At 39.3% G+C, this 25,120-nt stretch carries 22 protein-coding genes; 13 read left to right on the forward strand and 9 right to left on the reverse strand.

Going from position 1 to position 25,120, the window contains the following annotated elements:
* Positions 1-16: 16 nt before the first annotated feature.
* The 3 genes from JM79_RS04655 to JM79_RS04665 all read right to left on the reverse strand — a co-directional run bounded on the left by JM79_RS04655 (position 17) and on the right by JM79_RS04665 (position 4,820).
* Positions 17-2,530, reverse strand: a complete 2,514-nt coding sequence (locus tag JM79_RS04655; RefSeq protein WP_141877034.1) for a M14 family metallopeptidase — start codon at positions 2,528-2,530, stop codon at positions 17-19.
* Between the two features lie 78 nt (positions 2,531-2,608).
* Complete coding sequence (locus JM79_RS04660; protein ID WP_141877035.1) at positions 2,609-2,989, reverse strand: PUR family DNA/RNA-binding protein; 381 nt, start codon at positions 2,987-2,989, stop codon at positions 2,609-2,611.
* A gap of 73 nt (positions 2,990-3,062) precedes the next feature.
* Positions 3,063-4,820, reverse strand: coding sequence for an ABC transporter ATP-binding protein (locus tag JM79_RS04665; protein ID WP_141877036.1), 1,758 nt, complete (start codon positions 4,818-4,820; stop codon positions 3,063-3,065).
* A gap of 133 nt (positions 4,821-4,953) precedes the next feature.
* Between JM79_RS04665 and JM79_RS04670 the strand changes: the two genes are divergently transcribed.
* From JM79_RS04670 to yajC, 4 genes are all read left to right on the forward strand, one after another.
* Positions 4,954-6,057, forward strand: coding sequence for a Glu/Leu/Phe/Val dehydrogenase (locus JM79_RS04670; RefSeq protein WP_141877037.1), 1,104 nt, complete (start codon positions 4,954-4,956; stop codon positions 6,055-6,057).
* Positions 6,058-6,141: 84 nt separating this feature from the next.
* A complete protein-coding gene (nusB, locus tag JM79_RS04675) occupies positions 6,142-7,086 on the forward strand; it encodes a transcription antitermination factor NusB (RefSeq protein ID WP_141877038.1) in 945 nt (314 codons plus the stop codon).
* Between the two features lie 53 nt (positions 7,087-7,139).
* The gene (locus JM79_RS04680) at positions 7,140-7,604 is read left to right on the forward strand and encodes a DUF1573 domain-containing protein (RefSeq protein ID WP_141877039.1); all 465 of its coding nucleotides are present in this window, start codon (positions 7,140-7,142) and stop codon (positions 7,602-7,604) included.
* A gap of 8 nt (positions 7,605-7,612) precedes the next feature.
* Positions 7,613-7,906 carry a preprotein translocase subunit YajC gene (gene yajC / locus JM79_RS04685; protein ID WP_141877040.1) on the forward strand — a complete coding sequence of 98 codons (294 nt, stop codon included), beginning with the start codon at positions 7,613-7,615 and terminating at the stop codon, positions 7,904-7,906.
* A 47-nt stretch (positions 7,907-7,953) separates the two neighbouring features.
* Here yajC and JM79_RS16215 read toward each other — a convergent pair whose 3' ends face one another.
* Genes JM79_RS16215 through pepT form a run of 3 tightly spaced genes read right to left on the reverse strand, consistent with a single transcriptional unit; the run spans position 7,954 to position 9,790 of the window.
* Positions 7,954-8,280 (reverse strand): YdeI/OmpD-associated family protein, encoded by a 327-nt coding sequence (locus tag JM79_RS16215; RefSeq protein WP_260443374.1) that lies wholly within the window; start codon positions 8,278-8,280, stop codon positions 7,954-7,956.
* Positions 8,277-8,543: a DUF1801 domain-containing protein gene (locus JM79_RS16220; protein ID WP_260443375.1), complete on the reverse strand. Its 267-nt coding sequence runs from the start codon at positions 8,541-8,543 to the stop codon at positions 8,277-8,279. The genes JM79_RS16215 and JM79_RS16220 overlap by 4 nt, the downstream gene beginning before the upstream one ends.
* 5 nt (positions 8,544-8,548) lie before the next feature.
* On the reverse strand, positions 8,549-9,790 hold the full coding sequence (gene pepT, locus JM79_RS04695; RefSeq protein WP_141877041.1) for a peptidase T: 1,242 nt from the start codon (positions 9,788-9,790) through the stop codon (positions 8,549-8,551).
* 231 nt (positions 9,791-10,021) lie between these two features.
* On the opposite strand from pepT, the gene JM79_RS04700 reads away from it, so the two are divergent.
* From JM79_RS04700 to JM79_RS04735, 8 genes are all read left to right on the forward strand, one after another.
* Positions 10,022-12,895, forward strand: coding sequence for a TonB-dependent receptor (locus tag JM79_RS04700; protein WP_141877042.1), 2,874 nt, complete (start codon positions 10,022-10,024; stop codon positions 12,893-12,895).
* 125 nt (positions 12,896-13,020) lie between these two features.
* Positions 13,021-14,043, forward strand: coding sequence for a quinone-dependent dihydroorotate dehydrogenase (locus JM79_RS04705; protein ID WP_141877043.1), 1,023 nt, complete (start codon positions 13,021-13,023; stop codon positions 14,041-14,043).
* A 5-nt stretch (positions 14,044-14,048) separates the two neighbouring features.
* Positions 14,049-14,663: a LysE family translocator gene (locus JM79_RS04710; RefSeq protein WP_141877044.1), complete on the forward strand. Its 615-nt coding sequence runs from the start codon at positions 14,049-14,051 to the stop codon at positions 14,661-14,663.
* Positions 14,664-14,768: 105 nt separating this feature from the next.
* Entirely contained in the window at positions 14,769-15,632 is an 864-nt protein-coding gene (locus JM79_RS04715; RefSeq protein WP_141877045.1) for a hydroxymethylglutaryl-CoA lyase, read from the forward strand.
* A gap of 134 nt (positions 15,633-15,766) precedes the next feature.
* Positions 15,767-16,978: a DUF4856 domain-containing protein gene (locus JM79_RS04720; RefSeq protein WP_141877046.1), complete on the forward strand. Its 1,212-nt coding sequence runs from the start codon at positions 15,767-15,769 to the stop codon at positions 16,976-16,978.
* A gap of 43 nt (positions 16,979-17,021) precedes the next feature.
* Entirely contained in the window at positions 17,022-18,140 is a 1,119-nt protein-coding gene (locus tag JM79_RS04725; protein WP_141877047.1) for an imelysin family protein, read from the forward strand.
* Positions 18,141-18,147: 7 nt separating this feature from the next.
* Positions 18,148-19,512 (forward strand): HTTM domain-containing protein, encoded by a 1,365-nt coding sequence (locus JM79_RS04730; RefSeq protein ID WP_141877048.1) that lies wholly within the window; start codon positions 18,148-18,150, stop codon positions 19,510-19,512.
* Complete coding sequence (locus JM79_RS04735; RefSeq protein WP_141879176.1) at positions 19,493-21,925, forward strand: TonB-dependent receptor; 2,433 nt, start codon at positions 19,493-19,495, stop codon at positions 21,923-21,925. Before JM79_RS04730 ends, JM79_RS04735 begins: the two co-directional genes overlap by 20 nt.
* Position 21,926: 1 nt before the next feature.
* On the opposite strand, the gene JM79_RS04740 is transcribed toward JM79_RS04735, so the two are convergent.
* Positions 21,927-22,169 carry a hypothetical protein gene (locus JM79_RS04740; protein ID WP_141877049.1) on the reverse strand — a complete coding sequence of 81 codons (243 nt, stop codon included), beginning with the start codon at positions 22,167-22,169 and terminating at the stop codon, positions 21,927-21,929.
* A 200-nt stretch (positions 22,170-22,369) separates the two neighbouring features.
* On the opposite strand from JM79_RS04740, the gene guaB reads away from it, so the two are divergent.
* Positions 22,370-23,842 (forward strand): IMP dehydrogenase, encoded by a 1,473-nt coding sequence (gene guaB, locus JM79_RS04745; RefSeq protein WP_141877050.1) that lies wholly within the window; start codon positions 22,370-22,372, stop codon positions 23,840-23,842.
* Positions 23,843-23,909: 67 nt separating this feature from the next.
* On the opposite strand, the gene JM79_RS04750 is transcribed toward guaB, so the two are convergent.
* Both JM79_RS04750 and JM79_RS04755 read right to left on the reverse strand, forming a co-directional pair.
* Positions 23,910-24,461 carry an OmpH family outer membrane protein gene (locus tag JM79_RS04750; RefSeq protein ID WP_141877051.1) on the reverse strand — a complete coding sequence of 184 codons (552 nt, stop codon included), beginning with the start codon at positions 24,459-24,461 and terminating at the stop codon, positions 23,910-23,912.
* A 64-nt stretch (positions 24,462-24,525) separates the two neighbouring features.
* Complete coding sequence (locus JM79_RS04755) at positions 24,526-24,978, reverse strand: SRPBCC family protein (protein WP_141877052.1); 453 nt, start codon at positions 24,976-24,978, stop codon at positions 24,526-24,528.
* Between the last annotated feature and the right edge of the window lie 142 nt (positions 24,979-25,120).

Here is a 25,120-nt window from a genome sequence, read left to right on the forward strand (position 1 = left end):
TTACCCAAACTATCGGTTACATTTCTGTTCCGAAGAAGATAGCATTCATTAGTAATTTGTTGGTACCGTACCAGAATGCTCTAAAGTTTGTGTTGTCTGTAAATAGCATTACTTCCCCGCGGCCAAGTCTGTCATGTTTAAATGGAACTGTTCCTGCAAGCGAATCCAGGTTTGGTTTGCTTATATATCCACTCAATAAAGGTTTTTCAGTATAGCGAATAGGATTTTTGTAGCTCTGCTTATCTGCTTCCATAAAAATGGTCGTATTTCTGAAGAGCGCAATTTTGTCTCTATTGTATCCAAAAGCGATTGGATGCGTTCTGTCCAGCTTTGCTTCAAAGATCGCTCCTCCAATTACCTGTGCACCACGAAAGTCACCACGTTCTCCAAAACTGACATCCTTTGCAGTATTCTCTGTTTTTTTAGTCTCAAAGTCAATGAAATCATTGCTTTTCAGCCAGTTTACAGCACTTCTAAAGCCTATGATGGTTCCTCCGTTTTTAGTCCAATCCTTCAGCTGAGTAGCAACTCCATCGTTCAATCCACCGCCCCAGTTACTTGGAACGATAATATCGGTATACTTGCTAAGGTCACTTCCAGAGAGGTCTTTAAGATCAAGTTTAGTAATTTTCATGTCGTAACGCTGATCGAACAAATGCCAGATCTCCCCGGCATCATAGGAAGATATGGATCCACCAACCAGAATGGCAACCTGTTGAGGTTCAATCGCACGAAACTGGTTACTTCCAAGATTAATTCCTCCGGTCATTCCGGTTGGAATTCCCTTGATAGCTATATGGCTTACTTTAGAAACTTCAGTAATAAAATTAAATAGCTCATCCTGCTCTAATTTTTGATTCTGAACTGGAATCATGATCGTTCCGGCAGCAAACTCATCTCCTTCGAAGGTAAATGCTTCCATGGAAACTTTTGCTCGAAGCCCTTTCTCCAGGATCATATTCAGAGCTTTTGGAGCCAGGTAATTGTGCCAGTCCAGTAAATAGGCGTAAGAACTTTTCTCAGGTTGCTCTGGTGTAGGTATTTCCAGTTCCTGGATCTTCTCTCCGGCATTTTTCATCGCAATATCTTCAGAAAACTCAAGGTTGAAGGCTAAAGGGAATGTCCATGCAGATATATCGTAAAACAGGCTATCCTGAAACTCAGTTCTACGTTCGAACATCGCTTTTAATAGTCGATTTTGCCTTTGATTCTTTGGTACTACATAAGAATTTCCTTTTTTGAATGTTATGCCTGCTTCCGTGAAATTCTCATCTACCTGGTGAACTTCGATCTGGTGACGCTTCAAAATCTTTGCAAGTTCATAAGCTTTCACAGGATCATTTTCGCTACCAAAAGCATAAGCACCATTAGAGGCACTACTTCGAGATTTTTTGAAGAAATCACGCTGATAGTTTAGTAATTTTTCACGCATATTTTCAGCAGCTTTTAAAGTTGAAAGTGCCGCTGTGAATTGATTGCGAATCGTAAATGGAAATGTAAGAATACCATTATCAGTTTCCTGCGCGTGACCCCGAGAACTTCCCTGTTCAAAAAGAATTCCTATACTTCCATTAATGTCTGGGAAGGTAGAGCCTTTTCCGTAGTAGAAATCGTCGTAATTTTCTTCGGTGTAATACAGTGATCCAATTTCATCGAAAGCCTGAGCGTGATAAGTTCCAATTTCTTTGGTCAGATCCTGGTTTAGCTGCGGAGTAAGCGGGTGCGTACGAGAAGGAATCCCGGGTTGAAAGAAGAAAGAAGAATTTGATCCCATCTCATGATGATCTGTTAGAACATTGGGATACCAGTCATGAAATGTTTTGATCCTTGCCTGGGACTCCGGTAACTGCACAGGTAGCCAGTCACGATTCATATCGAACCAGTAATGATTGGTTCTTCCGCCCGGCCAAATCTCGCTGTATTCTCTGTCCTGTGGATCTGGATTGATGTTTTTACTCTTATTAGTATTTGCCCAGTAAGCGAATCGTTGAAGCCCATCTGGGTTAAAGGCGGGATCTAATAGAATTACTGTGTTTTTTAATGTTTCTTCAATTTCTGGACCTTCAGCAGCGGCGAGATAATAGGCGTATAGTAAGGCAGCATTGGATCCACTGGCTTCATTTCCGTGGATGGAGAATCCCTGGTTGATCACAACGGGCATGTTCGAAAGATCTTCCGAAGAATTTTCAGAAACTAAACCAATATGTTTTGTTCTAATATCTTCAATATTGGCAATATTTTCTTCTGAAGAAACAGTGAGCAGGATCAATGGCCGACCTTCATAAGTATTTCCGCGATTTTCAATTTTTAGTCGGGGAGAGGACGCTGCCAGGGTATGCATATACGAAACCAGACGGTCATGACTAACATGCCATTCACCGGGAATAAAACCTATGCTCTCTTTTGGAGTAGGAATAGACTGGTTGTAAGAAATATCAGCTGGTAAATAGTAGCTCATAGACAGATCCTCCTGCTGAGCGAAGCTTATCTGGAATACTAGAAAAAGATAGAAAAGTAAAAGTTTGCGCATTGGTTTATTTTTGAAAAGCCCTAATATAAAAAAAACCGTCCTGATAGGGACGGTTTGTATAGTGTATAGACGTTTTGTCTAGATATCATCAAAACTTACATCTGTAAATTTCTCTGCTGCCGGAGATGCTGTTTGCTCCACTGGCTGCTCATCATATTCTTTTTTGAAATCTTTCTGGTGACGTTCGCTGATCACTTCTTCACCTTTTTCATTAACGATAAAGTTCGTCATTTCCTCAAGGATCTCTCTAAATCCATCAAAATCTTCTTTGTATAGGTAGATTTTGTGTTTTTTGTAGTAGAAAGAACCATCGTCGTTCGTGAACTTCTTGCTCTCTGTAATCGTAAGATAATAATCATCTGCACGGGTACTTCTTACATCGAAAAAATAAGTTCTTCTTCCTGCTCTTAAAACTTTAGAGAATATTTCCTCTTTCTCCATCATTCCCTTGTCGCTCATAAAATAGATTCTTTAATGGTTGTTATTAACGAGCTCAAAAATCTAAAAATTTTTAACATCTAGCAAAAAATTTTCACATTTCTTTTTCATTTAGCTGTTTTGCGTAGAGTTCTTTGTAGTAACCTTCAGTAGTAATTAGTTGCTCGTGACTACCTTCCTGTACTACCAGTCCGTCTTCAAGGATTATGATCCTGTCGGCATTTTTAGCTGAAGAAATTCTGTGACTCACGATGATCGTGGTTTTCTCTTTTGTGATTTCGAAGAGATTATTCAGTATTTCCTCTTCGGTTTCAGTATCTACAGCAGATAAGCAGTCATCGAATAAGAGAATTTCTGGATCATGTATAATTGCCCTTGCAATAGACACCCGTTGCTTTTGTCCACCAGAAAGTGTGATTCCGCGTTCACCTAGAACAGTATCGTAACCTTTGCTGAAGCCCTGAATATTTTTATGTACGGAAGCATTTTTCGCCGCTGTAATAATTTCTTCTTCGGAAGCGTCTGTTTTTCCGAATTTGATATTATTTCTAATGCTGTCACTAAAAAGGAAAGCATCCTGTGGGACGTAACCAATATTTTCCCGAAGACTTTCCAGGTTCACAGTATCAATTTTGCGACCATCGATCAATAATTCACCCTGATCAATATCGTAAAGACGACCAATCAATTCCAGAATGGTAGATTTACCAGAACCAGTCTTTCCAATCACTGCCAGTGTTTCCCCTTTTTCAACTTTAAAACTTACATTCTTAAGAGCGGTAATATTCGTGTCGTCGTAAGTAAAACTCACATTCTTAAATTCAATACTACCATTGATCGCATCCTGTTCGGTCTTAGGATTGGTGATCTCAGGTTTCTCACTAAGAAATTCGTTGATACGTTCCTGAGATGCTTCCGCCTGTTGAACCAGAGAGGTTACCCATCCAATGGCTGCAACTGGCCAGGTTAGCATATTTACATAAAGTATGAATTCTACCAGCACGTCGATATTTTCGATCTCTCCGGAAATGATCTGTCGCCCACCAATATAGATCACGATAATATTACTAATCCCAATTAAAAGGATCATAAGCGGGAAGAAAAATGCCTGAACCTTTACCAGGTCAATATTCTTATCTCTACTCCCATTAGAAAGCTCAGTAAAGTTGTTGTTAGTTTGAGGTTCAAGCCCATAAGATTTAATAACAGCGATCCCGCTAAAACTTTCCTGGGTGAACGTATTAAGTTTTGAAAGATATTGCTGTACAACCGTACTTCTTTTATGGATCGCGACACTCAACTTATAAATAGAGAAGGCTAGAACTGGCAGCGGAATTACCGTATACAAAGTAAGTAAAGGAGCGGCCTGGATCATAAAGATCAAAACCACGACCGTAGAGGTGAATGTCGTTACACTATACATGATAGCAGGACCTAAATATAATCTCACTTTAGAGACATCTTCGCTAATCCTGTTCATTAGATCTCCGGTTCTGTTCTTCTTATAGAAGTTCAAAGAGAGATCCTGGTAATGACGATAAACTTCGTTTTTAAGATCATATTCCATATGCCTGGAAACCACGATAAAAGTTTGTCGCATCAGGAAAGTAAGGAAAGCTGATATAAGTGTAGTTCCTACTATAAGCAGGATATTGTAAAGAAGTTCATCTTTAAGCACAGCGACATCGGTTACTTCGCCATTGATGTATTCTTCTATAATGACTGTACTTTCACCAATTAAAGGGATGTAGTAGATCCCAAAAATTCTGGCGGCAATCGTAATAACCAATCCAATAAGTAGTTTCCATTTGTATTTGTAGAAATATTTATTGAGATGCTGAAGGTTCTTCATTCAGTGAAATTCTATAAAGTTGAGGATTCTGTAATTTAACACGTTTAGAATCCATGCTTTTTAAATAATTATTATTTTTGCGGCGGATTTTTGATCAAATTCAAAATCTGAATAATGTAAAAATCAACAAATTATGCAAGTTGACGTTCTAAATGCAAATGAACTAAAAAAAGCTGCTCCGGTTTTTGGACAGGTGTCTTTTGACGAACACGAACAAATCGTTTTTTGCAACGACAAAGATACAGGTTTAAAGGCAATAATTGGTATCCATAATACGGTTTTAGGACCAGCTCTGGGAGGAACCAGAATGTGGAATTATACCAGTGAATGGGAGGCTGTAAATGATGTATTGCGTCTTTCTCGTGGTATGACCTTTAAGAGTGCGATCACCGGTTTAAATCTAGGTGGTGGGAAAGCTGTTATCATAGGTGATGCTAAAACAGATAAAACTCCGGAGCTAATGAAGCGTTTTGGAGAATTTGTACATTCTTTAGGTGGTAAATATATCACTGCAGAAGATGTAGGTATGGAAACTTCAGATATGGATACCGTACGTGAAGTAACACCTTATGTAACCGGGATTTCAGAATCTCAGGGTGGAGCAGGGAATCCTTCTCCAATTACTGCTTATGGTGTGTTTATGGGAATCAAAGCTTCAGCTAAGTTCAAGTATGGAACAGATGATCTTGAAGGTAAAAAAGTACTGGTTCAGGGAATTGGACATGTTGGAGAAACTCTGGTTGAATATTTAACCGGTGATGGAGCTGAAGTTTATATTACAGATATTAACGAAGACAGGCTTGCAGAAGTAAGTAAGAAATACGGAGCTCATATATTTACAGATAGAGATATTTACTCGGCTGAAGTAGATATTTATGCACCTTGTGCACTTGGAGCGACTATTAACGATGATACCATAGACAGACTTAAAGTTGATATCATCGCTGGCGCTGCGAACAATCAACTTGCAGATGAGGTAGCTCACGGGCAGATCCTTCAAAACAGAGGTATTGTTTACGCACCAGATTTCCTTATCAACGCAGGTGGAATTATTAATGTGTATGCTGAATTGGAGAATTACGACAAGCAGGAGATCATGCGCAAGACTGAGAATATCTACAATACAACTTTGAGAATTCTTGAAAAAGCTTCTAAAGACGATATTACTACGCACTTTGCAGCTTTACAAATAGCGAAGCAACGTATTGCCGATAGAAAAAAACAGAATTTAAATTAGTCAGTTCTAATTTATTAATATTTTTGCAGGGCGAAAGCGAAAAGCTTTCGCCCTTTCTAATTCCTAAAAAGTTCTTTTACAATTATGTTGACAAGAAGACATATCAGGGTTAAAGTAATGCAGTCACTGTATGCATTTAACCAAAGCCAGAATGACAACCTTGCCACAGAAGAGAAATTCCTGCTGAAGAGTATGCAGGAAATGTACGACCTCTTTCTGCTTCAGTTGAGTTTGATCACCGAGATAAGAGAACATGCTGAAGTGTATCTGGAGAAATCCCAGCAAAAGCACCTTGCCACCAACGAGGAAAAAGATCCCAATAGAAAATTTATCGATAACCAGATCTTCCAGATCCTGAATGAAAACGAAAGTATTCAGAAGGCATTAGAAGACCACAAAATTAATCACTGGAAACAGGATGATGAATATGTGGCGATCATTTGGAATGAGATTAGAAATAGCGAACTGTATTCAGAATATATGAATACTCGTGAAGGCAGTTTTAAGGATGATAAAGAGCTTATTATTCAGATCTTCAAGGAGATCATTGCTCCTAACGAGAAATTGTACGATTACCTTGAGGATAAGAAATTAACCTGGGTAGATGATCTTCCATTAGTAAATACCGCCGCGCTTAAATTTCTTCAGAAGTTAAAAGAATCTACCGGTAGAGAAAAGCAGATCGCTCGTTTGTTTAAAAACGATGAGGATAGAGAGTTCGCCTTAAAATTATTTCAGAAAACCTATCTTAATGATGAGGACCTTTCCGAAGAAATGCTAGGGAAAACTCCAAACTGGGATAAAGACAGGATTGCCGAAGTAGATATGGTGCTTATAAAGATGGCGATCTGCGAGTTTTTGAAATTTAGTAGTATCCCTGTAAAGGTTACTATCAACGAATATCTGGAGATCGCAAAGGAATACAGCACTCCAAAAAGTAGCATTTTTATTAACGGTGTTCTGGACAAACTTTCTAAGGAATACCAGACAGAAGGCAAGCTAAATAAAATGGGCAGGGGCCTGATGTAGTAAAGATTTTTTAGTATTTTTACCCATTAGAAATTAAACAAAATAACTTCGTCATGAAAAGAACAATTTTGATGTTTGCAGCTGCAGGGGCTATGCTGTTAACCGGATGTCAAGACAACGCCTCAGATAAAGTAAAAGCAGAAAACGTAGAAGCTTCAGCTGAACGTGATGCACAGGCGACTGTTTATCCTGAAATCTCTTTCGAAGAAACTGAATTTGATTTCGGAAACATTGCTAAAGGAACAAACGTTGAGCACGTATTTAAATTCACTAACACAGGAAAAGCTCCATTAGTGATCACCAATGCTTCAAGTTCTTGTGGGTGTACAGTACCAACTTACCCTAAGAATGAAACTATCCAACCAGGTGAAACTGGAGAGATGCTTGTGAAATTCAACGGTTCTGGTAATGGGCAGGTAACTAAGACTGTAACAGTATCTGCAAATACTGAAGCTGGAAAAGAACAATTAAAAATCAAAGCTTTTGTAGAAGCTGCGGAAACAGAAACAGCTAGCTAAAAGCATTTATGGATCAATTAACCCAGTTTGCACCGATTATATTAATGTTTGTGGTAGTGTATTTTTTTATGATACGCCCACAAATGAAGAAAGCAAAACAGGAAAAAACATTTGCCGCTGAACTTAAAAAAGGAGATCGCGTTATTACCAAAAGTGGTATGCACGGTAAGATTATTGATTTCAGCGAAAAGAATAATTCGGTAATTATTGAAACAGGCGCCGGTAAGATCACTTTTGATCGTTCATCCATTTCGATGGAAATGAGTCAGAAACTGAATGCTCCGGTTGTAGAGAAGAAATAATTTTCGAAGACATATCAAACGAAAAAGCAGCTCATTGAGCTGCTTTTTTATTTTCTATAGCGATCATTAAGTCCTTTTCCCTGTAAAATTAGAGGTTCGATCTTTTTGATTCTGTTTGTTCTAGTTGCTTGCTTTTTGGCTTCAGCAATAAATTGAGCGTATTCCTTTTGTTTCCCAGGGCTTAGATCATGAAATGCTGTTTTTAGCAACTTATTGCCGTTTAATATAGTTTCAAGTTCTTCAGGAATTTCAAGCGACTTTGGTTTCGCTTTTAATTCCAAACCCGCTTTTTGGTTGGCTATCGCTTCTTCAATATAAAGAATAATCGCATCATTGTTTATACTATCATTTTGCCCAAACCTGATCTGTCTCAAGGCATTGTCTTTCCTTCCTGAGCATTGACCAACAGTGCTGTGTTCTTCTTCAGAAATACGCCCTGAAAAAACCAGATGGCAATATGGTTTTTAAAAGCTCCAAGACCAATGACATTTTTGCCATCCAGGCCATATACCGGTGCTCCCCATTTGATGGAAGCTGTTAATTCTGTTTGTTCCATTACGCCTACAAGTTGCCTGAGTTGTGCATCCCAATCGGCATGAAGTAGTACATATTCTTCAATGGAACTTATCTTACTCAAATCTTCTATTCGTATTTTTTAGCCGTAAGTTCTGCTAATTTTACGATCACTTCCGCAGCCTTTTGCATACTCTCTACCGGTACATATTCATATTTACCATGGAAATTGTGACCACCTGCAAAGATGTTTGGGCAGGGAAGTCCCATAAAGCTTAGTTGAGCACCATCTGTCCCGCCACGAATTGGTTTGATGATAGGTTCGATATCCACTGCTTCCATCGCATCACGAGCAAGGTCTACAATATGCATTACCGGTTCTACTTTTTCTCGCATATTCCGGTATTGGTCGGTAATTTCAATAGTAATCAGATCCCGGTCATATTGTGAGCAGATCTCGCTGGCCAGATCTTGCATCATTTCCTTACGGGCCTGGAAGTGCCCGAGTTCATGGTCTCTTATGATATATTCCAGAATAGTTTCCTCCACATCTCCCTTGATGCTACTTAAATGGAAAAAACCCTGCCTGTCTTCAGTATGCTCCGGGGTTTCCATTCTTGGTAAGGAATTGATAAAATCCTGGGCGATATACATACTGTTCACCATTTTATCTTTGGCGTAACCAGGATGTACGCTTTTCCCTTCCACTTTTACAACTGCGCGAGCTGCATTGAAATTTTCGTATTCCAGTTCTCCAATCTGGCTGCCATCCATCGTATAAGCCCATTCGGCTCCAAACTTATCTACATCAAATTTATGTGCACCGCGACCAATTTCCTCATCTGGAGTAAAACAGACTCTTATTTTTCCATGCGGAATTTCAGGGTTGTTCACCAGGTATTCCATGGCTGTCATGATCTCTGTGATCCCTGCTTTATCATCTGCGCCCAGAAGGGTTGTTCCATCTGTAGTGATAATCGTTTTGCCCTTGTACTGTAACAGATCGTCAAAGTATTCCGGAGAAAGAATGATATTTTTCTCTTTATTTAGGACAATGTCCTTACCATCATAATTTTCGATGATCTGCGGATTCACGTTTGTACCTGAGAAATCTGGAGTTGTATCAAAGTGCGAAACAAAACCGATCACAGGAACTTCGTGTGGAACATTCGCAGACAAGCTTGCCATAACATAAGCATTCTCATCTATGGTTACATCCTGCAACCCAATAGCCTTCAATTCATCTACGAGCTTATTCGCCAGGTCCCATTGCTTCATGGTGCTGGGCGTCGAAGTACTTTCAGGATCACTTTGCGTATCTATCCTTACGTAGCTTAAAAATCTGTCTATGATATGCTGTTTGTTGGTCATCTGAACTTATTGATTAGGTAAATCTATAATTTATAGAATGTTGCAAATATAATTTTCGAATATCTCTTTTTTCTTAATCTTTTTAAAATAATATAGAAAAACTTCAAGGTTCGTATTCAGTTCAATCATCGCATAAATCATGGACTAATTCTGAATTTCATGTTGGGTTTCGAGGGCCTATAATGCTAATTATAAATGAGTTATATTTAATGAAACCAAAAACTTTTAGTTATGAAGAACTATTACTTTTTAATTTTATCGTTTTTTATGTGTTCGATCTTGCAGGCACAGGAGCGGACAATTGAAGGATTAGTAATGGACGAAAATTCCCAGCCGCTCGGCGGAGTTTCTGTTGCTATTAAGGATACCAACAAGGGAACTATTACAGATTTTGATGGAAAATTCATTTTGGAAGCTGAATTTGGTCAGACCTTGGTTTTCACCTTCGTAGGGTATGATGCTCGCGAAGTATTGATTGATCAGGAGCAAATTAATGTAACCATGGTGTCCGGTATGGCGCTAGGAGAGGTAGTTCTTGTAGGTTCGAGAAACCGAAGCCGTACTGTTGTTGAAAGTACAGTTCCTATAGATGTACTCGACGTTAAAGAAATGGCTACCGCAGTACCTCAGGTTAATCTTAATCAAATGCTAAATTACGTAGCGCCATCCTTTACTTCTAATACTCAAACTATTTCTGATGGAACAGATCATATTGATCCGGCTTCTCTTCGAGGTCTTGGCCCAGATCAGGTACTTGTATTAATAAATGGAAAGCGTAGACATAACTCTTCTTTGGTGAACGTAAATGGTACTTTTGGTAGAGGTAGTGTGGGAACCGATCTTAACGCGATTCCGGCTTCAGCCATTAAAAGAATTGAGGTATTACGGGACGGGGCAGCAGCTCAGTATGGGTCTGATGCCATTGCAGGGGTGATCAATATAGTTCTTGAAGATCAAACAGATCAACTAAGTTTGAACGTGACCACTGGTGCCAATTTTTCTAAGAATGCCAATGAGCAAACTGGTGGGGTAGATGGTGAAACCGTAAATGTCGCCGCAAGCTATGGGATAGGTCTGGGAGATAAGGGTGGCTATGTCACCTTCTCGGGTGATTTCGATTACCGGGAAGATTACAACCGGATGAGAGAATGGGAAGGGTCTATTTTTAATGCATATAACGCAATAGAAAACCGTGCTGCCAATGCAGGAGCTAATATTGCCAATCTTTCTGATGATCAAATTAAGGATTTTGCTCAGCAGGTTTCATACTTTACCAACGATTTTCAGGATGATATTAGTAACGCTCCAGATAGAGCTACACTACAGTCACTTCTTGGCTTGGATGTTACCGAAAATGAACTGGATGCTCGTGGTTTGGAGAGAACTGACTTTAATATGAGAGTTGGTCAATCTGGTCTAAGAGGGGGTAGATTTTTCGCAAATATGTCTTTACCACTCGATGAGGAGGGAACTGAATTATATTCGTTTGCAGGTATAAGTTCCCGTAGAGGAAATTCTGCTGGTTTCTATAGACTGCCAAACCAGAGTCGTACATACACTCCAATTTATATTAATGGTTTTCTTCCGGAAATCAATTCCAAAATTAAGGATCAGTCTTTTGCAGTAGGAGTTAAAGGAGAAATTAGTGATTGGGGAGTTGACTTTAGTAATACCTGGGGACAGAATGAATTCCAGTATTTTATTTCAAATACCGCCAACGCATCTTTACAGAGAGCAAGTCCAACAGCATTTGATGCCGGTGGATTCTCCTTTATGCAAAACACTACTAATTTAGATGTAAGCAGATTATTTGAAGATGTTTTTATGGGAATGAACGTCGCATTTGGAGCAGAACATCGATTTGAAAACTATGAGATCATGGCAGGCGAAAAAGGTTCGTATGAACAGTATACCGCTAATGGTGATGTAGTAGTGAGATCAGATCAAGACCCTGCTACCGACTTTTTTGGCAGTGCAAGACCAGGTGGTTCACAGGTTTTCCCTGGATTTAGTCCAAAGAACGAGCTTTCCAGAGAAAGAAGCAGTATAGCCGGATATTTCGATGTTGAGATGGATTTCAGTGAAAAGATGCTGGTTACCTTCGCGTCGAGATTCGAGAATTACTCCGACTTTGGTTCTACTCTCAACTTTAAATTATCTTCACGATATAAGCTCACCGATAATATCAATATTAGAGGTGCTGCAAATACAGGTTTCAGAGCTCCATCTTTGCATCAGCTTTATTTTAATTCTACATCTACGATCTTTGATAATGCTGGGAACCCACAGGAAGTCGGTACTTTTTCAAACGATAGCCGACCAGCGCAATTACTGGGAATTCCTCAGCTAAAAGAAGAAACCTCCAGGAGTATAAGTTTAGGTTTCACGGCCAAAATTCCTGATGCTAATCTTTCACTTACCGTAGATGGCTATTTGGTGGCGATAGACGATCGTATAGTATATACCGGGCAATTTCAGGGCCCTGGAACAGGAACTGAACTTGATAACCTATTGGCTCAGGCAAATGCTACTGCAGCGTCTTTCTTTGCAAATGCAATTGATACAGAATCTAAAGGTTTGGATTTTGTATTAACGCATAATGCGATCTTCAATGATGATGTAAGTCTTAAATCTGATCTTGCAGCAACTTTGTCTAAGACCAAACAAGTTGGAGATATAAATGCTTCTGATGTTCTCGAAAGAGCTGGTTTAGTAGATACTTATTTCCCGGAAGATAGCCGTGTGTATCTTGAAGAAGCAGTACCACGAACTAAAGTGAATCTAACTAACAGTTTGACAGCAGGGGACTTTAATGTATTTCTAAGAAATGTTTATTTTGGGGAAGTGACAGAAGCTTCAACGACATTGGCAAATCAGCAGGTTTTTAGTTCAAAAGTGGTGACTGACCTTTCGGTTGGATATAAGGCTACAGATGCTCTTACCTTTACAATTGGAGCAAACAACCTGTTCGATATTTATCCTGATAGAGCAGAGGAGGCATTCAATAACCGTAGTTCAGGAAGATTTGACTGGTCTCGTAGAGCTCAGCAATTTGGAATTGGAGGACGATTTATGTTTGCGAGAATGAGCATAACTCTTGATTAAATAGTTCAATTTAATGTTTAAAGGCAGCCAGGTGGCTGCCTTTTATTATTTTCGACAGCATAGAAGTAAGTCAATTGGGGTTTGCTTTTATAGAATTTCAGTTACTTTTGCATAAACCTACCTAGATGTATAAGTCACTCATAAGACCAGCGCTTTTCAAGTACGATCCTGAGCAGATTCATTATTTCACTTTTAATTTTCTTCGGAAATTTTGCAGGATCCCCGGAGCATTAGCCTTTCTAAGATCAAGATTTAATATTTCTGACAAGCGTTTGGAACGGGAAGTCTTCGGACTGAAGTTTAAGAACCCTGTAGGTCTGGCCGCAGGTTTTGATAAAGATGCAAAACTTTACAAAGAACTTTCAGCTTTAGGTTTTGGTTTCGTCGAAGTAGGAACTGTAACCCCAAAGCCTCAGCCTGGAAATGAAAAAACCAGGTTATTCAGGTTGCCCGAAGATTCAGCTATCATAAATCGTATGGGTTTCAATAATGAAGGCGTGGAGCAGATGGTGGCCAGATTGAAGGAAAATACAAACGTGCTTATTGGTGGTAATATTGGAAAGAACAAGCTTACTCCCAATGATAAAGCCGTAGATGATTATGTTTATTCCTTTGAAGCACTCTTTAATTATGTAGATTACTTTGTTGTGAATGTTAGCTCGCCTAATACTCCGAACCTAAGGGAACTTCAGGATAAAGAACCATTAAAAGCACTGCTGAACACTCTTCAGAAGAAAAACGAACTTAAAGATGCCTCGAAGCCTATCTTATTAAAGATTGCGCCAGATCTTACAGATGAGCAACTTTTGGATATTATCGAGATCATTCAGGAAACCGGAATAGCCGGGGTGATCGCTACTAATACTACAATTTCGCGTGACGGACTGCAGTCTGAGAACAAAAGTGAAATGGGCGGACTTAGTGGAAAACCTCTAACCAAAAGGGCTACAGAAGTAATACGTTTTCTTTCTGAAAAAAGCGGTCGTACCTTTCCGATTATTGGGGTTGGAGGAATACATTCTGCAGAAGATGCTCTAGAAAAACTGGAAGCCGGAGCAAGCCTGATTCAGCTATACACAGGCTTTATTTATGAAGGTCCTCAACTAATAAAAGATATTAATAAGAAGATTCTGGAGAAAGGATTATAGTTAAGATGCTCGAACAACTAATTCCTTTTCTTACAGCTTCCATATTACTTACATTTTCGCCGGGACCGGATATTATCTATGTACTGGTAAGGTCGATCGCGTACGGAGCGAAACAGGGTGTAGCTACGGCGGTCGGACTTGTTTCCGGAATAATCATTCATACCAGTCTGGTTGCTTTTGGAGTTTCAGCGATCATCCGGCAATCTGATACTACTTTTCTCATCATAAAAATACTCGGAGCTTTGTATTTGTTATACCTCGCTTACCAGGTATACAGATCTAATCCTGAAATTGCCTTTTCTTCGGCAGGAATTAAACATAAAAGTCTGTGGTCATTATTCCGACAGGGATTCATCATGAACGTCTTGAATCCAAAAGTCGGAATCTTTTTCCTGGCATTCTTTCCTGGATTTCTGTGGGAACCTGATGGTAATACCGTTTGGCAATTTTATATTCTTGGTTTTGTATTCATGTTACAGGCATTGGTCATTTTTTGTCTGGTAGCCTTCGCCGCAAACAAAATATCTGGCTGGGTAAGATCATATCCTTCTTCTGGTATCTTTCTGAAATGGTTACAAGTGGTCATTTTTATTCTTATAGCGGTTCTCATTCTTATCTAATTGTGGAATTCTTAGCTATAATGGCAATAGTTGATTCTGAAATTTCAGATTATCAATGAAACTATATTCTTTTTAAATTTTCTTTAAAATACTATCTTTGACCATATGGCTCAAGTGAAACTAATCGAATGTCCCCGCGATGCGATGCAGGGAATTAAAGAATTCATTCCTACAGAGAAAAAGGCGCAGTATATTCAGTCACTTTTAAGGTGCGGGTTTGATACTATCGACTTTGGAAGTTTTGTTTCACCTAAGGCTATCCCGCAAATGCAGGATACGGCAGATTTGCTATCGAGATTAGATCTTTCTAAAACACAATCTAAATTACTTGCTATTGTCGCTAATACTCGCGGAGCACAGGATGCTTCAGCATTTGAAGAGATTGATTATCTGGGATATCCATTTTCGATTTCTGAAAATTTTCAGATGCGGAATACTCATAAAACTATTGCTCAATCTGTAGAAGTATTGCAGGAAATTCTTGATGTTGCCAACAACAGTAATAAAGAAGTGGTCGCTTACCTGAGCATGGGCTTTGGGAATCCATATGGAGATCCATGGAATGTGGAAATCGTTGGAGAATGGACAGAAAAGCTGGCCGGAATGGGAGTAAAGATCCTGAGTCTTTCAGATACGGTTGGAACATCTTCGCCAGAGATCATCGAATACCTGTTCTCAAATTTGATCACTAAATATCCAGAAGTGGAATTTGGGGCACATTTGCATACAACACCGGCTAAGTGGCATGAAAAGATCGACGCTGCTTACAAGGCAGGATGTAGAAGATTTGATGGCGCTATTCAGGGATTTGGTGGTTGCCCTATGGCTAAAGATGAACTAACGGGGAACATGCCTTCAGAAAAAATGCTCTCCTATTTTAACGCAGCCAAAGCAGATAGTAACATTAAAATGACCAGTTTCGAGTCATCCTACAACGAGGCATCAAAGATCTTCAACGCCTACCATTAGTACTGTTTATTGAATCTTATAGAGGTATTAATAAAACCTATTTAAAATTAATCTAAATAAACTTGCGGTAATTATAAGCTCATATTATATTTGCGCTGGAATTAGTTATTTTAAACCAGTCTAAATAAAACTATATGAAAAAGCTGTTCGTTTCAGCCTTTGTTGCAGCCCTAACTTTAAGCTCATGTTCATCTGATGATGATTCTGATATCCTAAACGAAAAAAATATCGATGTACCGGTTTCTTACGATTTTACGAGAAACGGTGAATCTACTGTAAACTTCGAAGGACAAACTACCAGACTACAGATGTCTGCAGAACTTCTATCGAACTTCACCGATTTTGACAACGCTTCAGAAGAAATGTTGCTGAATATGTTTGCGAATGAGAATTCACCTTTCGCTAATGAAGATCTTAACGCTTCCAGTAAAAGTATCAAATCCAAAGTAGCAGCTTCAAATCTGTATTTTGCTACCAATAATGTAGAAGCCAGTGAGATCAAATCTGATTTTGAATCCTGGATCACCGAGCAAATGACTACTGTTAAAGCAAATAAAGATGTGCTTGCAGAAGCAGGTCAGGCAGGACAGATTGCACAGGGAACGCGTGTAAGATACGTGAATGGAAAAGGTCTGGAATTGAATCAGGCATTTGCCAAGTCTCTTATAGGTGGTCTTCTGGCAGATCAAATTCTTAATAATTACCTATCTCAGCCAGTTCTTGACGAAGCCGATAACAGGTTGAACAACGATGATGAGCTTCCAGAAGAAGGGAAAAATTATACTACAATGGAGCATAAGTGGGATGAAGCTTATGGTTACTTATATGGTGATCCATCAATTCCTGCTTCCAATCCAAATTCGATCCTGAATGAAAGCGATGATAGATTATTGTTCAGCTATTTAGGACAGGTTGATGAAGATGAAGATTTCGCCGGGTTAGCTGAAGAAACTTTCGAAGCCTTTAAAACTGGTAGAGCAGCAATCGTTGCAGGGGATTACGTAGTACGTGACGAGCAGGTTGCTATTATTCGCGAGAATATTTCTAAAACTATCGCGGTAAGAGCAGTTTACTATCTGCAGGATGGTAAGAACCTTCTTGCGAATAGTGAGTTTGGAGCAGCATTCCATGCATTATCTGAAGGTTATGGTTTCCTATATAGCTTAAGATTTACCAATGATCCTATGACGAACATGCCTTATGTAAGCGTGTCTGATATCAATAATTTTAAAGATCAATTATTAAGCGGAAATGGTTTCTGGGAAGTAAGTCCTGATACTCTGGACAGTATTTCAGAAAAGATCGCTGCAGAATTTGATTTTAGTGTAGCTGAAGCTGCAGAATAATAATTTGCCGGAGTCTTGTGCTCCGGTTTTTCAATTAAACGATATGATTAAATTTTCAAGACTATTCATTGTATTTGCACTGATCTTCGCGGCTTGTTCTTCTGAAGATGACGGCACAGAGACAGGTGGGGAAACTGGAGGAACAGATTCTTTTGATCGTGGCGCAATGCTTGTAAACTGGGCAGATAATATCATTGTCCCTGCTTACAATAACATGGCTACTAAGACTCAAAATGTGGAATCGGCAGCTTCTGCTTTCACTGCTGCTCCAGACGCTGCAGGTTTGCAGCAAATTCGTGAGGATTATGTTGATGCATACAAGAGCTTCCAGTCGGTTTCTATGTTCCAGGTTGGAAAGGCAGAGGAAATTAACTATCGTAGTTATTTAAATACCTATCCTGCAAATACCTCGAATATCGAATCTAAAATAAGTTCAGGTTCTTTTAATCTGGAATTACCATCCAGTTTTGCTGAACAGGGACTGCCAGCTTTAGACTACCTTTTATTCGGTATGGGAACTTCGGAAGAAACCGTGGCTCTATATAGCTCTAATGAGAATTACCGTACATATTTAAATGCTGTAGCCTCAAGAATGAATGCTCTTACTACTGAAGTTTCAAATTCCTGGAACGGAGATTACAGAGATACTTTTGTAAGTAATACTTCATCATCAAGCACAGGTTCTGTAGATAAATTTACGAATGACTATGTAATGTACTTCGAGAAGATTCTTAGATCTGGAAAGATAGGATTCCCGGCAGGTGCTTTTACAGGAACAGCGTCTCCTTCTAATGTAGAAGCTCGTTTTAATGGTGAGATTTCAAGAGAACTTTACCTGGAAGCGGTACAGAGTTTTGAAGACTTTTTCTACGGAAGACATTTTTCAGGAAATGGAACTGGAAGCAGCTACAAACAGTACCTGGAGTATCTGGATATTATGAAAGACGGAGCAGATCTGGCTAGTTTAATTGAAAACCAGTTAGATGCCATTCAATCTCAAAGTTCATCTCTTGAAACGAACTTGAAATCACAGGTAGAAAAAGATAACACTAAAATGCTGGAAGCTTATGACGAATTACAGAAGGCTGTGATTCTTCTAAAAGTTGACATGATGCAGGCATTATCCATTAGTGTGGATTATGTAGATTCAGATGGAGATTAATATCTGAATGCTGTTTTCTGCAAATAAATATCTAAAAAAGTATACGGAAGCTGCCCCTTTGGCGGCTTTTCGTTTATTTTTTGGTTTGATGATGTTTGCCAGTATTCTACGTTTCTGGGCCAACGGCTGGATCGAGAAACTCTACATTGCCCCGAAATTTTTCTTCTCTTATTATGGATTTGAATGGGTACAGCCAATAGGTGAGTATACCTATTTTATTTTTATCATCTGCGGACTTTCTGCCCTGACCGTCGCAGCCGGTTACAAGTACCGAATTTCTATCATCGTGTTTTTCCTGAGTTTCACCTACATCGAGCTTATGGATAAGACCACTTATTTGAACCATTATTACTTTATTAGCATCCTGAGCTTTTTGATGATCTTTCTACCCGCTAATGTCTATTTTTCAATAGATGCCTGGAGAGATAAAAAGAAATCGTTTCAAAAAGTACCGGCCTGGTGCGTGGATTCTTTAAAACTGCTTCTAGCGATCGTATATTTCTATGCGGGACTGGCAAAACTAAATTCAGATTGGTTGTTAAGAGCCATGCCTTTAAAAATCTGGCTACCCTCCAAATATGATCTGCCATGGCTGGGTGATATCATGCAGCAGGAATGGTTGCATTATGCCTTTAGCTGGAGCGGGATGCTGTACGATCTCTTTATTCCATTTTTGCTATTGTGGCGTCGTACTCGATTTGCAGCTTTTATCATGGTGATCATTTTTCATGTTCTCACACGCGTACTTTTTCCTATCGGAATGTTTCCTTACATCATGATTGTAAGCGCATTGATATTTTTTAGTCCGATGCTTCACCACAGGATCCTGAAGTTTATTGCTGAAATATTTAAGATCAATAAATCAAGATTCGATACTTCTGAAGTATTTCAGTTTCCAGATATTACCGGCAAGATCGTGAGAACTGTCGTAGTAATATTCTTTACAATTCAGCTTTTACTACCGTGGAGATATCTAGCATATCCGGGAGAATTATTCTGGACTGAAGAAGGTTTTAGATTTAGCTGGCGGGTGATGCTCATGGAAAAAGCTGGTTACGCTCAGTTTAAGATAGTAGATGCTGAAACCGGAAATCGCTTTTACGTTAATAATTCAGATTTTCTGACTCCTTTTCAGGAAAAACAGATGTCATTCCAACCAGATTTTATTTTGCAATACGCGAAATTTCTTGAAGATCATTTCAGCAAAGATGGTCATCAAAATATAGAGATTTACGTAGAGAACTACGTGGCGCTTAACGGCAGAAAGAGTGCGCCTTACATCGATCCTGATGTAAATTTGCTTAATTTTGCCGACTCGTTTGAACACAAAGAATTCATATTACCATTCCAGGATGAAATTAAAGGTCTTTAGTATCATATTCTTGTTTACTTCACTGGCTCAGGCCCAATTCACGATTAGTGGGACGGTTACTTCAGTTGAAGATGGCTCTCCAATTGCTAATGCTGAAGTATGGAACAAAACAGTTTCAGAAATGGTACTTACCAATGAAGATGGTGTTTTCAGAATAGAGAATCTTCAGGAGGGTAATTACGAATTTGCAGTTTTCAGTTTTGAATATGCGATCGCAGATAAAGAGATCTTCATTAATGCTGATACTCGAGTGAATTTTGAGCTTGCAAAACTTTCTAATAACCTTAGTGAAGTAATGATCACTAATCGCAGGGAAGAGATCTTCGCGCTAAGAAAATTGCGTAAGGTAGAAGGAACTGCAATTTATGCAGGTAAGAAAAGTGAGGTGGTTCTGCTTGATAAAACAGTAGGAAACCTGGCGGCGAATAATGCCAGACAGATCTACAATCAGGTGGTAGGACTCAACATTTATGATAATGGCGATGCAGGTTTGCAATTAAATATTGGAGGTCGCGGGCTTGATCCTAACCGAACCCAGAATTTTAATACCAGGCAAAACGGTTACGATATTTCAGCAGATGTTTTGGGATATCCTGAAAGCTACTATACACCTCCGGCAGAAGCTCTCAAGGAGATTCAGGTGGTTCGTGGAGCCGCATCTTTACAGTACGGGACTCAGTTTGGCGGGATGATCAACTTCAAATTCAAAGAACCGGTAAAGGATAAAAAGATAGAGCTAATTTCGAGGCAGAGTGTAGGTTCGTACGATCTTTTTACCAGTTTTAACAGCCTTAGTGGGACTGTAGGGAAATTGAGTTACTACACTTATTTTCATTATAAGGGCGGGGAAGGTTTCCGTCCAAACTCTGGCTACGATTCCAGGAATGTGTTCGCACATCTCGGTTACCAGCTTAGTGATCGCACCAATATCAGTTTTGAGTATACTTACCTGGATTACCTGGCACAACAACCGGGAGGGCTTTCAGATTTTCAATTCTATGAAGATCCGGATTTTAGCAATCGGGAAAGAAACTGGTTCGATGTTAACTGGAATCTTTATGCCTTCAAGCTACAACACAAACTTACAGATAGAACAGATGTTAGCGTTAATTTCTTTGGACTGGATGCGACAAGAAAAGCGCTGGGATTTAGAGTAGATAGAGTTTCCCAAGTAGATGATCTCGATGCACCCAGAGAATTGCTGGTAGACAACTTTTCTAATTGGGGAATTGAAACCCGGTTATTAACAAGGTATGACCTGCTTAATGATCAGTCGGTTTTTCTAATTGGTGCAAAGTATTATGATGCCAATAATGACCAGAGACAAGGACCTGGCTCTAACGCGACCGGTCCCGATTTCTCATTTGCAGATTCAACATATCCAGATTACGCGAGACAGGCTGAGTTTAACTTCCCTAATAAGAACCTTGCTATTTTTGGAGAGAATATTTTTAATATCTCTGAAAGATTATCGGTTACACCCGGCTTTAGATTTGAATATATAAATACCGCTTCTGAAGGGTCTTACAAAAATATTATTCTGGATCTGGCAGGAAATCCACTTCAGAATGAAACTGTAGAAGATAGTCGAGATTTCGAGCGTTCTTTTGTTTTACTTGGTGTTGGATCCAGTTATTCCCTGAATCCTAAGAACGAACTCTATGCAAATATCTCCCAGAATTACAGGTCTGTTACCTTTAATGATATTAGGGTTGTAAATCCAAATCTTGTCATAGATCCTGAAATTACCGATGAAGAAGGATTCACTGCAGATATTGGTGTGCGCGGTCGACTTGCCGATAAGGTTTCTTACGATGTTAGCGTTTTTGGATTAAGATATAATGACAGGATAGGGGTTGTGGATGTGGCTACTGCTACAGATTATTACCGTTACAAATCCAATATTGGTGATGCCTTTATATACGGTTTGGAAACTTTCGCTGATTGGGATCTGAAGAATACATTCTTTGAAACTTCTGAAGATCATAAACTAAACTATTTTGTGAATGCTGCCTTTACCAGCTCTGAATATGTGGATTCTAATGAGATCAACGTAGAAGGAAATGAAGTTGAATTTATTCCGAAGGTAAACTTGAAAACCGGTCTTAATTTTGGTTATAAAAACTTCCTCGCAGGTCTTCAATATACCTATCTTTCTGAACAGTTCTCAGACGCAACGAATGCTCCGCAAGATGTGGATGACAGGATTAATGGAATTCGAGGTTCCATTCCATCTTATGGAATTATGGATGTATCGGCCAGCTATACACTTGGTAAATTTAAGCTGGAAGCCGGGATCAATAACCTTTTAGACAATAGTTATTTTACACGTAGAGCCACAGGATATCCCGGGCCAGGGATTATTCCCGCACAGCCGCTTACCTGGTATTCAAGTCTGCAGATTAAATTATAAATCACGCAGTAGCTTGCGGTGCCCAGTGACTGCATAACATCCCGGGTGCTGCTTTTTGAGGATTCGCACAGGTCGGACTTTCATATCTTGCGCAATTAAGGCAGTTTTTCTCATTTTTAATAACAGCTTTCATATCGAAACTGTCACAGGTATGCTGAACATTTACTGCGGTCTCATGTTTAGTGCAAAAGTTATTCTGAAAATTGTCGCAATTGGTGCAGCTGTTTCCTAGTCTAATACTCATAATTGATTTGTTTTAAACTAAAGATACCACGCGATTCATTAAGAATGAATTTAAATACCTGTAAGCCATATAATTAGATAAACGTGTAAAGATTCGCATTTTCTATTTCTAACAGGAGATTTATGTTTTGTTAAGTGGAATACTTCATTGATTGTCACTTATAAACCATATCTTTGCATGCAATTAAATCTCTAATTGCAATGATCGCACACGATTCCAAAATTCTAGGTGACGGACTAACTTATGACGATGTACTTTTAGTACCGGCATACTCTGAAGTTCTCCCAAGAGAAGTAAGCATTCAGTCAAAATTTACACGCAATATTCCAATCAACGTTCCTATCGTTTCCGCAGCGATGGATACCGTAACCGAATCCAGAATGGCAATTGCCATGGCTAGAGAGGGTGGAATTGGTGTACTTCACAAGAACATGACGATCGAGCAGCAGGCCTTGAAAGTTAGAAAGGTAAAGCGTGCAGAAAGTGGGATGATCATAGATCCGGTAACCTTACCAATTACAGCCAAAGTTGGAGATGCTAAAGATTCCATGAAAGAACATAGCATTGGAGGAATTCCAATTGTAGATGATGCCGGGAAACTTATTGGGATTGTAACCAATCGTGACCTAAGATTCGAAAAGAATACAGGAAGACCAATACAGGAGGTAATGACCTCAGAAAACCTGGTAACGGTTTCAGAAGGGACTTCACTGGAAGAGGCAGAAGTTATTCTACAGGAAAATAAAATTGAAAAACTTCCGGTCGTAAATGCTGAGGATAAACTGGTTGGTTTGATAACTTTTCGTGATATCACCAAGCTTACCCAAAAGCCAATGGCTAATAAAGATACCTACGGAAGACTTCGCGTAGCTGCAGCAGTGGGTGTTACCGGAGATGCAGTGGACCGCGCTGAAGCTTTAGTAAATGCAGGTGTGGACGCAATCATTATTGATACCGCTCATGGTCATACTAAAGGTGTGGTGCAGGTGCTTAAGGAAGTAAAGAAGAAATTCCCAGATCTTGATGTAGTTGTTGGAAATATCGCTACCGGAGAAGCTGCTAAATATTTGGTAGACGCAGGTGCAGATGCTGTAAAAGTAGGAATTGGACCAGGTTCAATCTGTACAACGCGAGTTGTAGCTGGAGTTGGATTTCCACAATTTTCAGCAGTGCTGGAGGTTGCCGCAGCAATCAAAGGTTCTGGCGTGCCGGTAATTGCCGATGGAGGAATTCGCTATACCGGAGACATTCCAAAAGCGATTGCTGCAGGTGCAGATTGTGTGATGCTTGGTTCACTGCTAGCAGGAACTAAGGAATCACCGGGTGAAACGATCATATATGAAGGTCGTAAATTCAAGTCTTACCGTGGAATGGGATCTGTTGAAGCTATGGAAAAAGGTTCGAAAGATCGTTACTTCCAGGATGTGGAGGATGACATTAAGAAACTTGTTCCAGAAGGAATCGTGGGAAGAGTTCCTTACAAAGGAGATTTGGAAGAAAGTATTCACCAATTTATTGGTGGGCTCAAAGCCGGAATGGGTTATTGCGGTGCGGGTGATGTGGAGACCTTGAAGGAAACTGGAAAGTTTGTTAGAATTACAGCTGCCGGAGTTCACGAAAGTCATCCTCATGATGTGACGATCACAAAAGAATCTCCTAATTACAGTAGATAATCTAAGAAATTGAAATAAAAAAAAGCCCTGCAAATTGCAGGGCTTTTTTGTTTAATAACTGGAGTTTCTAGTTTTCTGTGGTAGTAGATCCAGCAGCCTGTTGAGTAGTTTCAGGTTTTACTTCTATACCCATTTTTTCCATCACTTTAAGCGTGATATCATCCTGTTCTCTTGAGAATGCAAGTCCGCCAGAACCAGAATGGAATATCTGAGTGTAACCTTCTTCCTGGATCACTTCTTTCATTGCAGTATCGATCTTTCCATAAAGCGGACCGGTAAGTTCACTTCTCTTCATTTGAAGCATTACAGATGCTTTCTGTCTGAAGCCTTTGATCTCATTCTCCATTCCAATGATCTCGTTTTCCTTCTCTTTCTTAACATCATCGGTAAGACCTACATTGGTTTCCTGGTATTCCTTAACCGCTGTTTCGTATTTTCCAATTGTGTTCTTAAGGTCGCCCTGAAGCTCTTCGTTGTAAACTTCCAGAGATTTATTTACTTCAACATTTTCTGGCATTTGTGCCAGAATATATTCTGCATCAATAGTTCCAATTTTTGATTGTGCGTTTGCAGAAACTACTACAAATAGCATTAAAATGGCAATACTTAATCGTTTCATTCTAAATATTTTTTCGCAAATATAACAGGCTGAGGTAAATATCAGCTATCCTTCAGAAAATTAATTATTTATCGAGCACACTTTTACCTTCTTCAGCAAAAGCTTTGAAATCTGTCATGAATTGTTTTGATTGTTTCTTGAATGCTCCGGGCATCAACATTCCAATCGCTTTCATAAATCCTGAGAACCTGAACTCATTATTTGTGCGCCACAGCGTTTTTTCAGGTTCTATTTCCTCGAAATAATTAGCCTGTTGGTTAAATACTCCTTTAGCGATGTATGTGGCTTCATATTTTAGAGGAAGTTCGTTGGCAAGTATGGTCTCGGTCATTTCGATCTCACGACCATTCATCTTGAACTTTAGAAGATTTTGAGAGCCTTTTTCTCCAAGTACTCCGTTTATGGGTTTCATAAAAATAAAACCTTCCTGCCAGTGCTTAAGACTTTCCGGATCTGAAAATTTTTCTATGACCTCATTAAGAGGTTTGTTTATCACAATTTTCTGTTCGTATTTCATATGATGTTGCTTTAGCTTCAGTCTAAAGATACTACGGAAATAAAAATCTTTCAGAATTTATAATTTCGTAGGTTGCTTATTCGTTATGCCTTTAGCTTGCAGAACCTCAAGTAATTGTTATTTTTGCGCGGATAGTAAGTTT

The sequence above is a fragment of the Gramella sp. Hel_I_59 genome (assembly GCF_006714895.1).
Classification (GTDB): domain Bacteria; phylum Bacteroidota; class Bacteroidia; order Flavobacteriales; family Flavobacteriaceae; genus Christiangramia.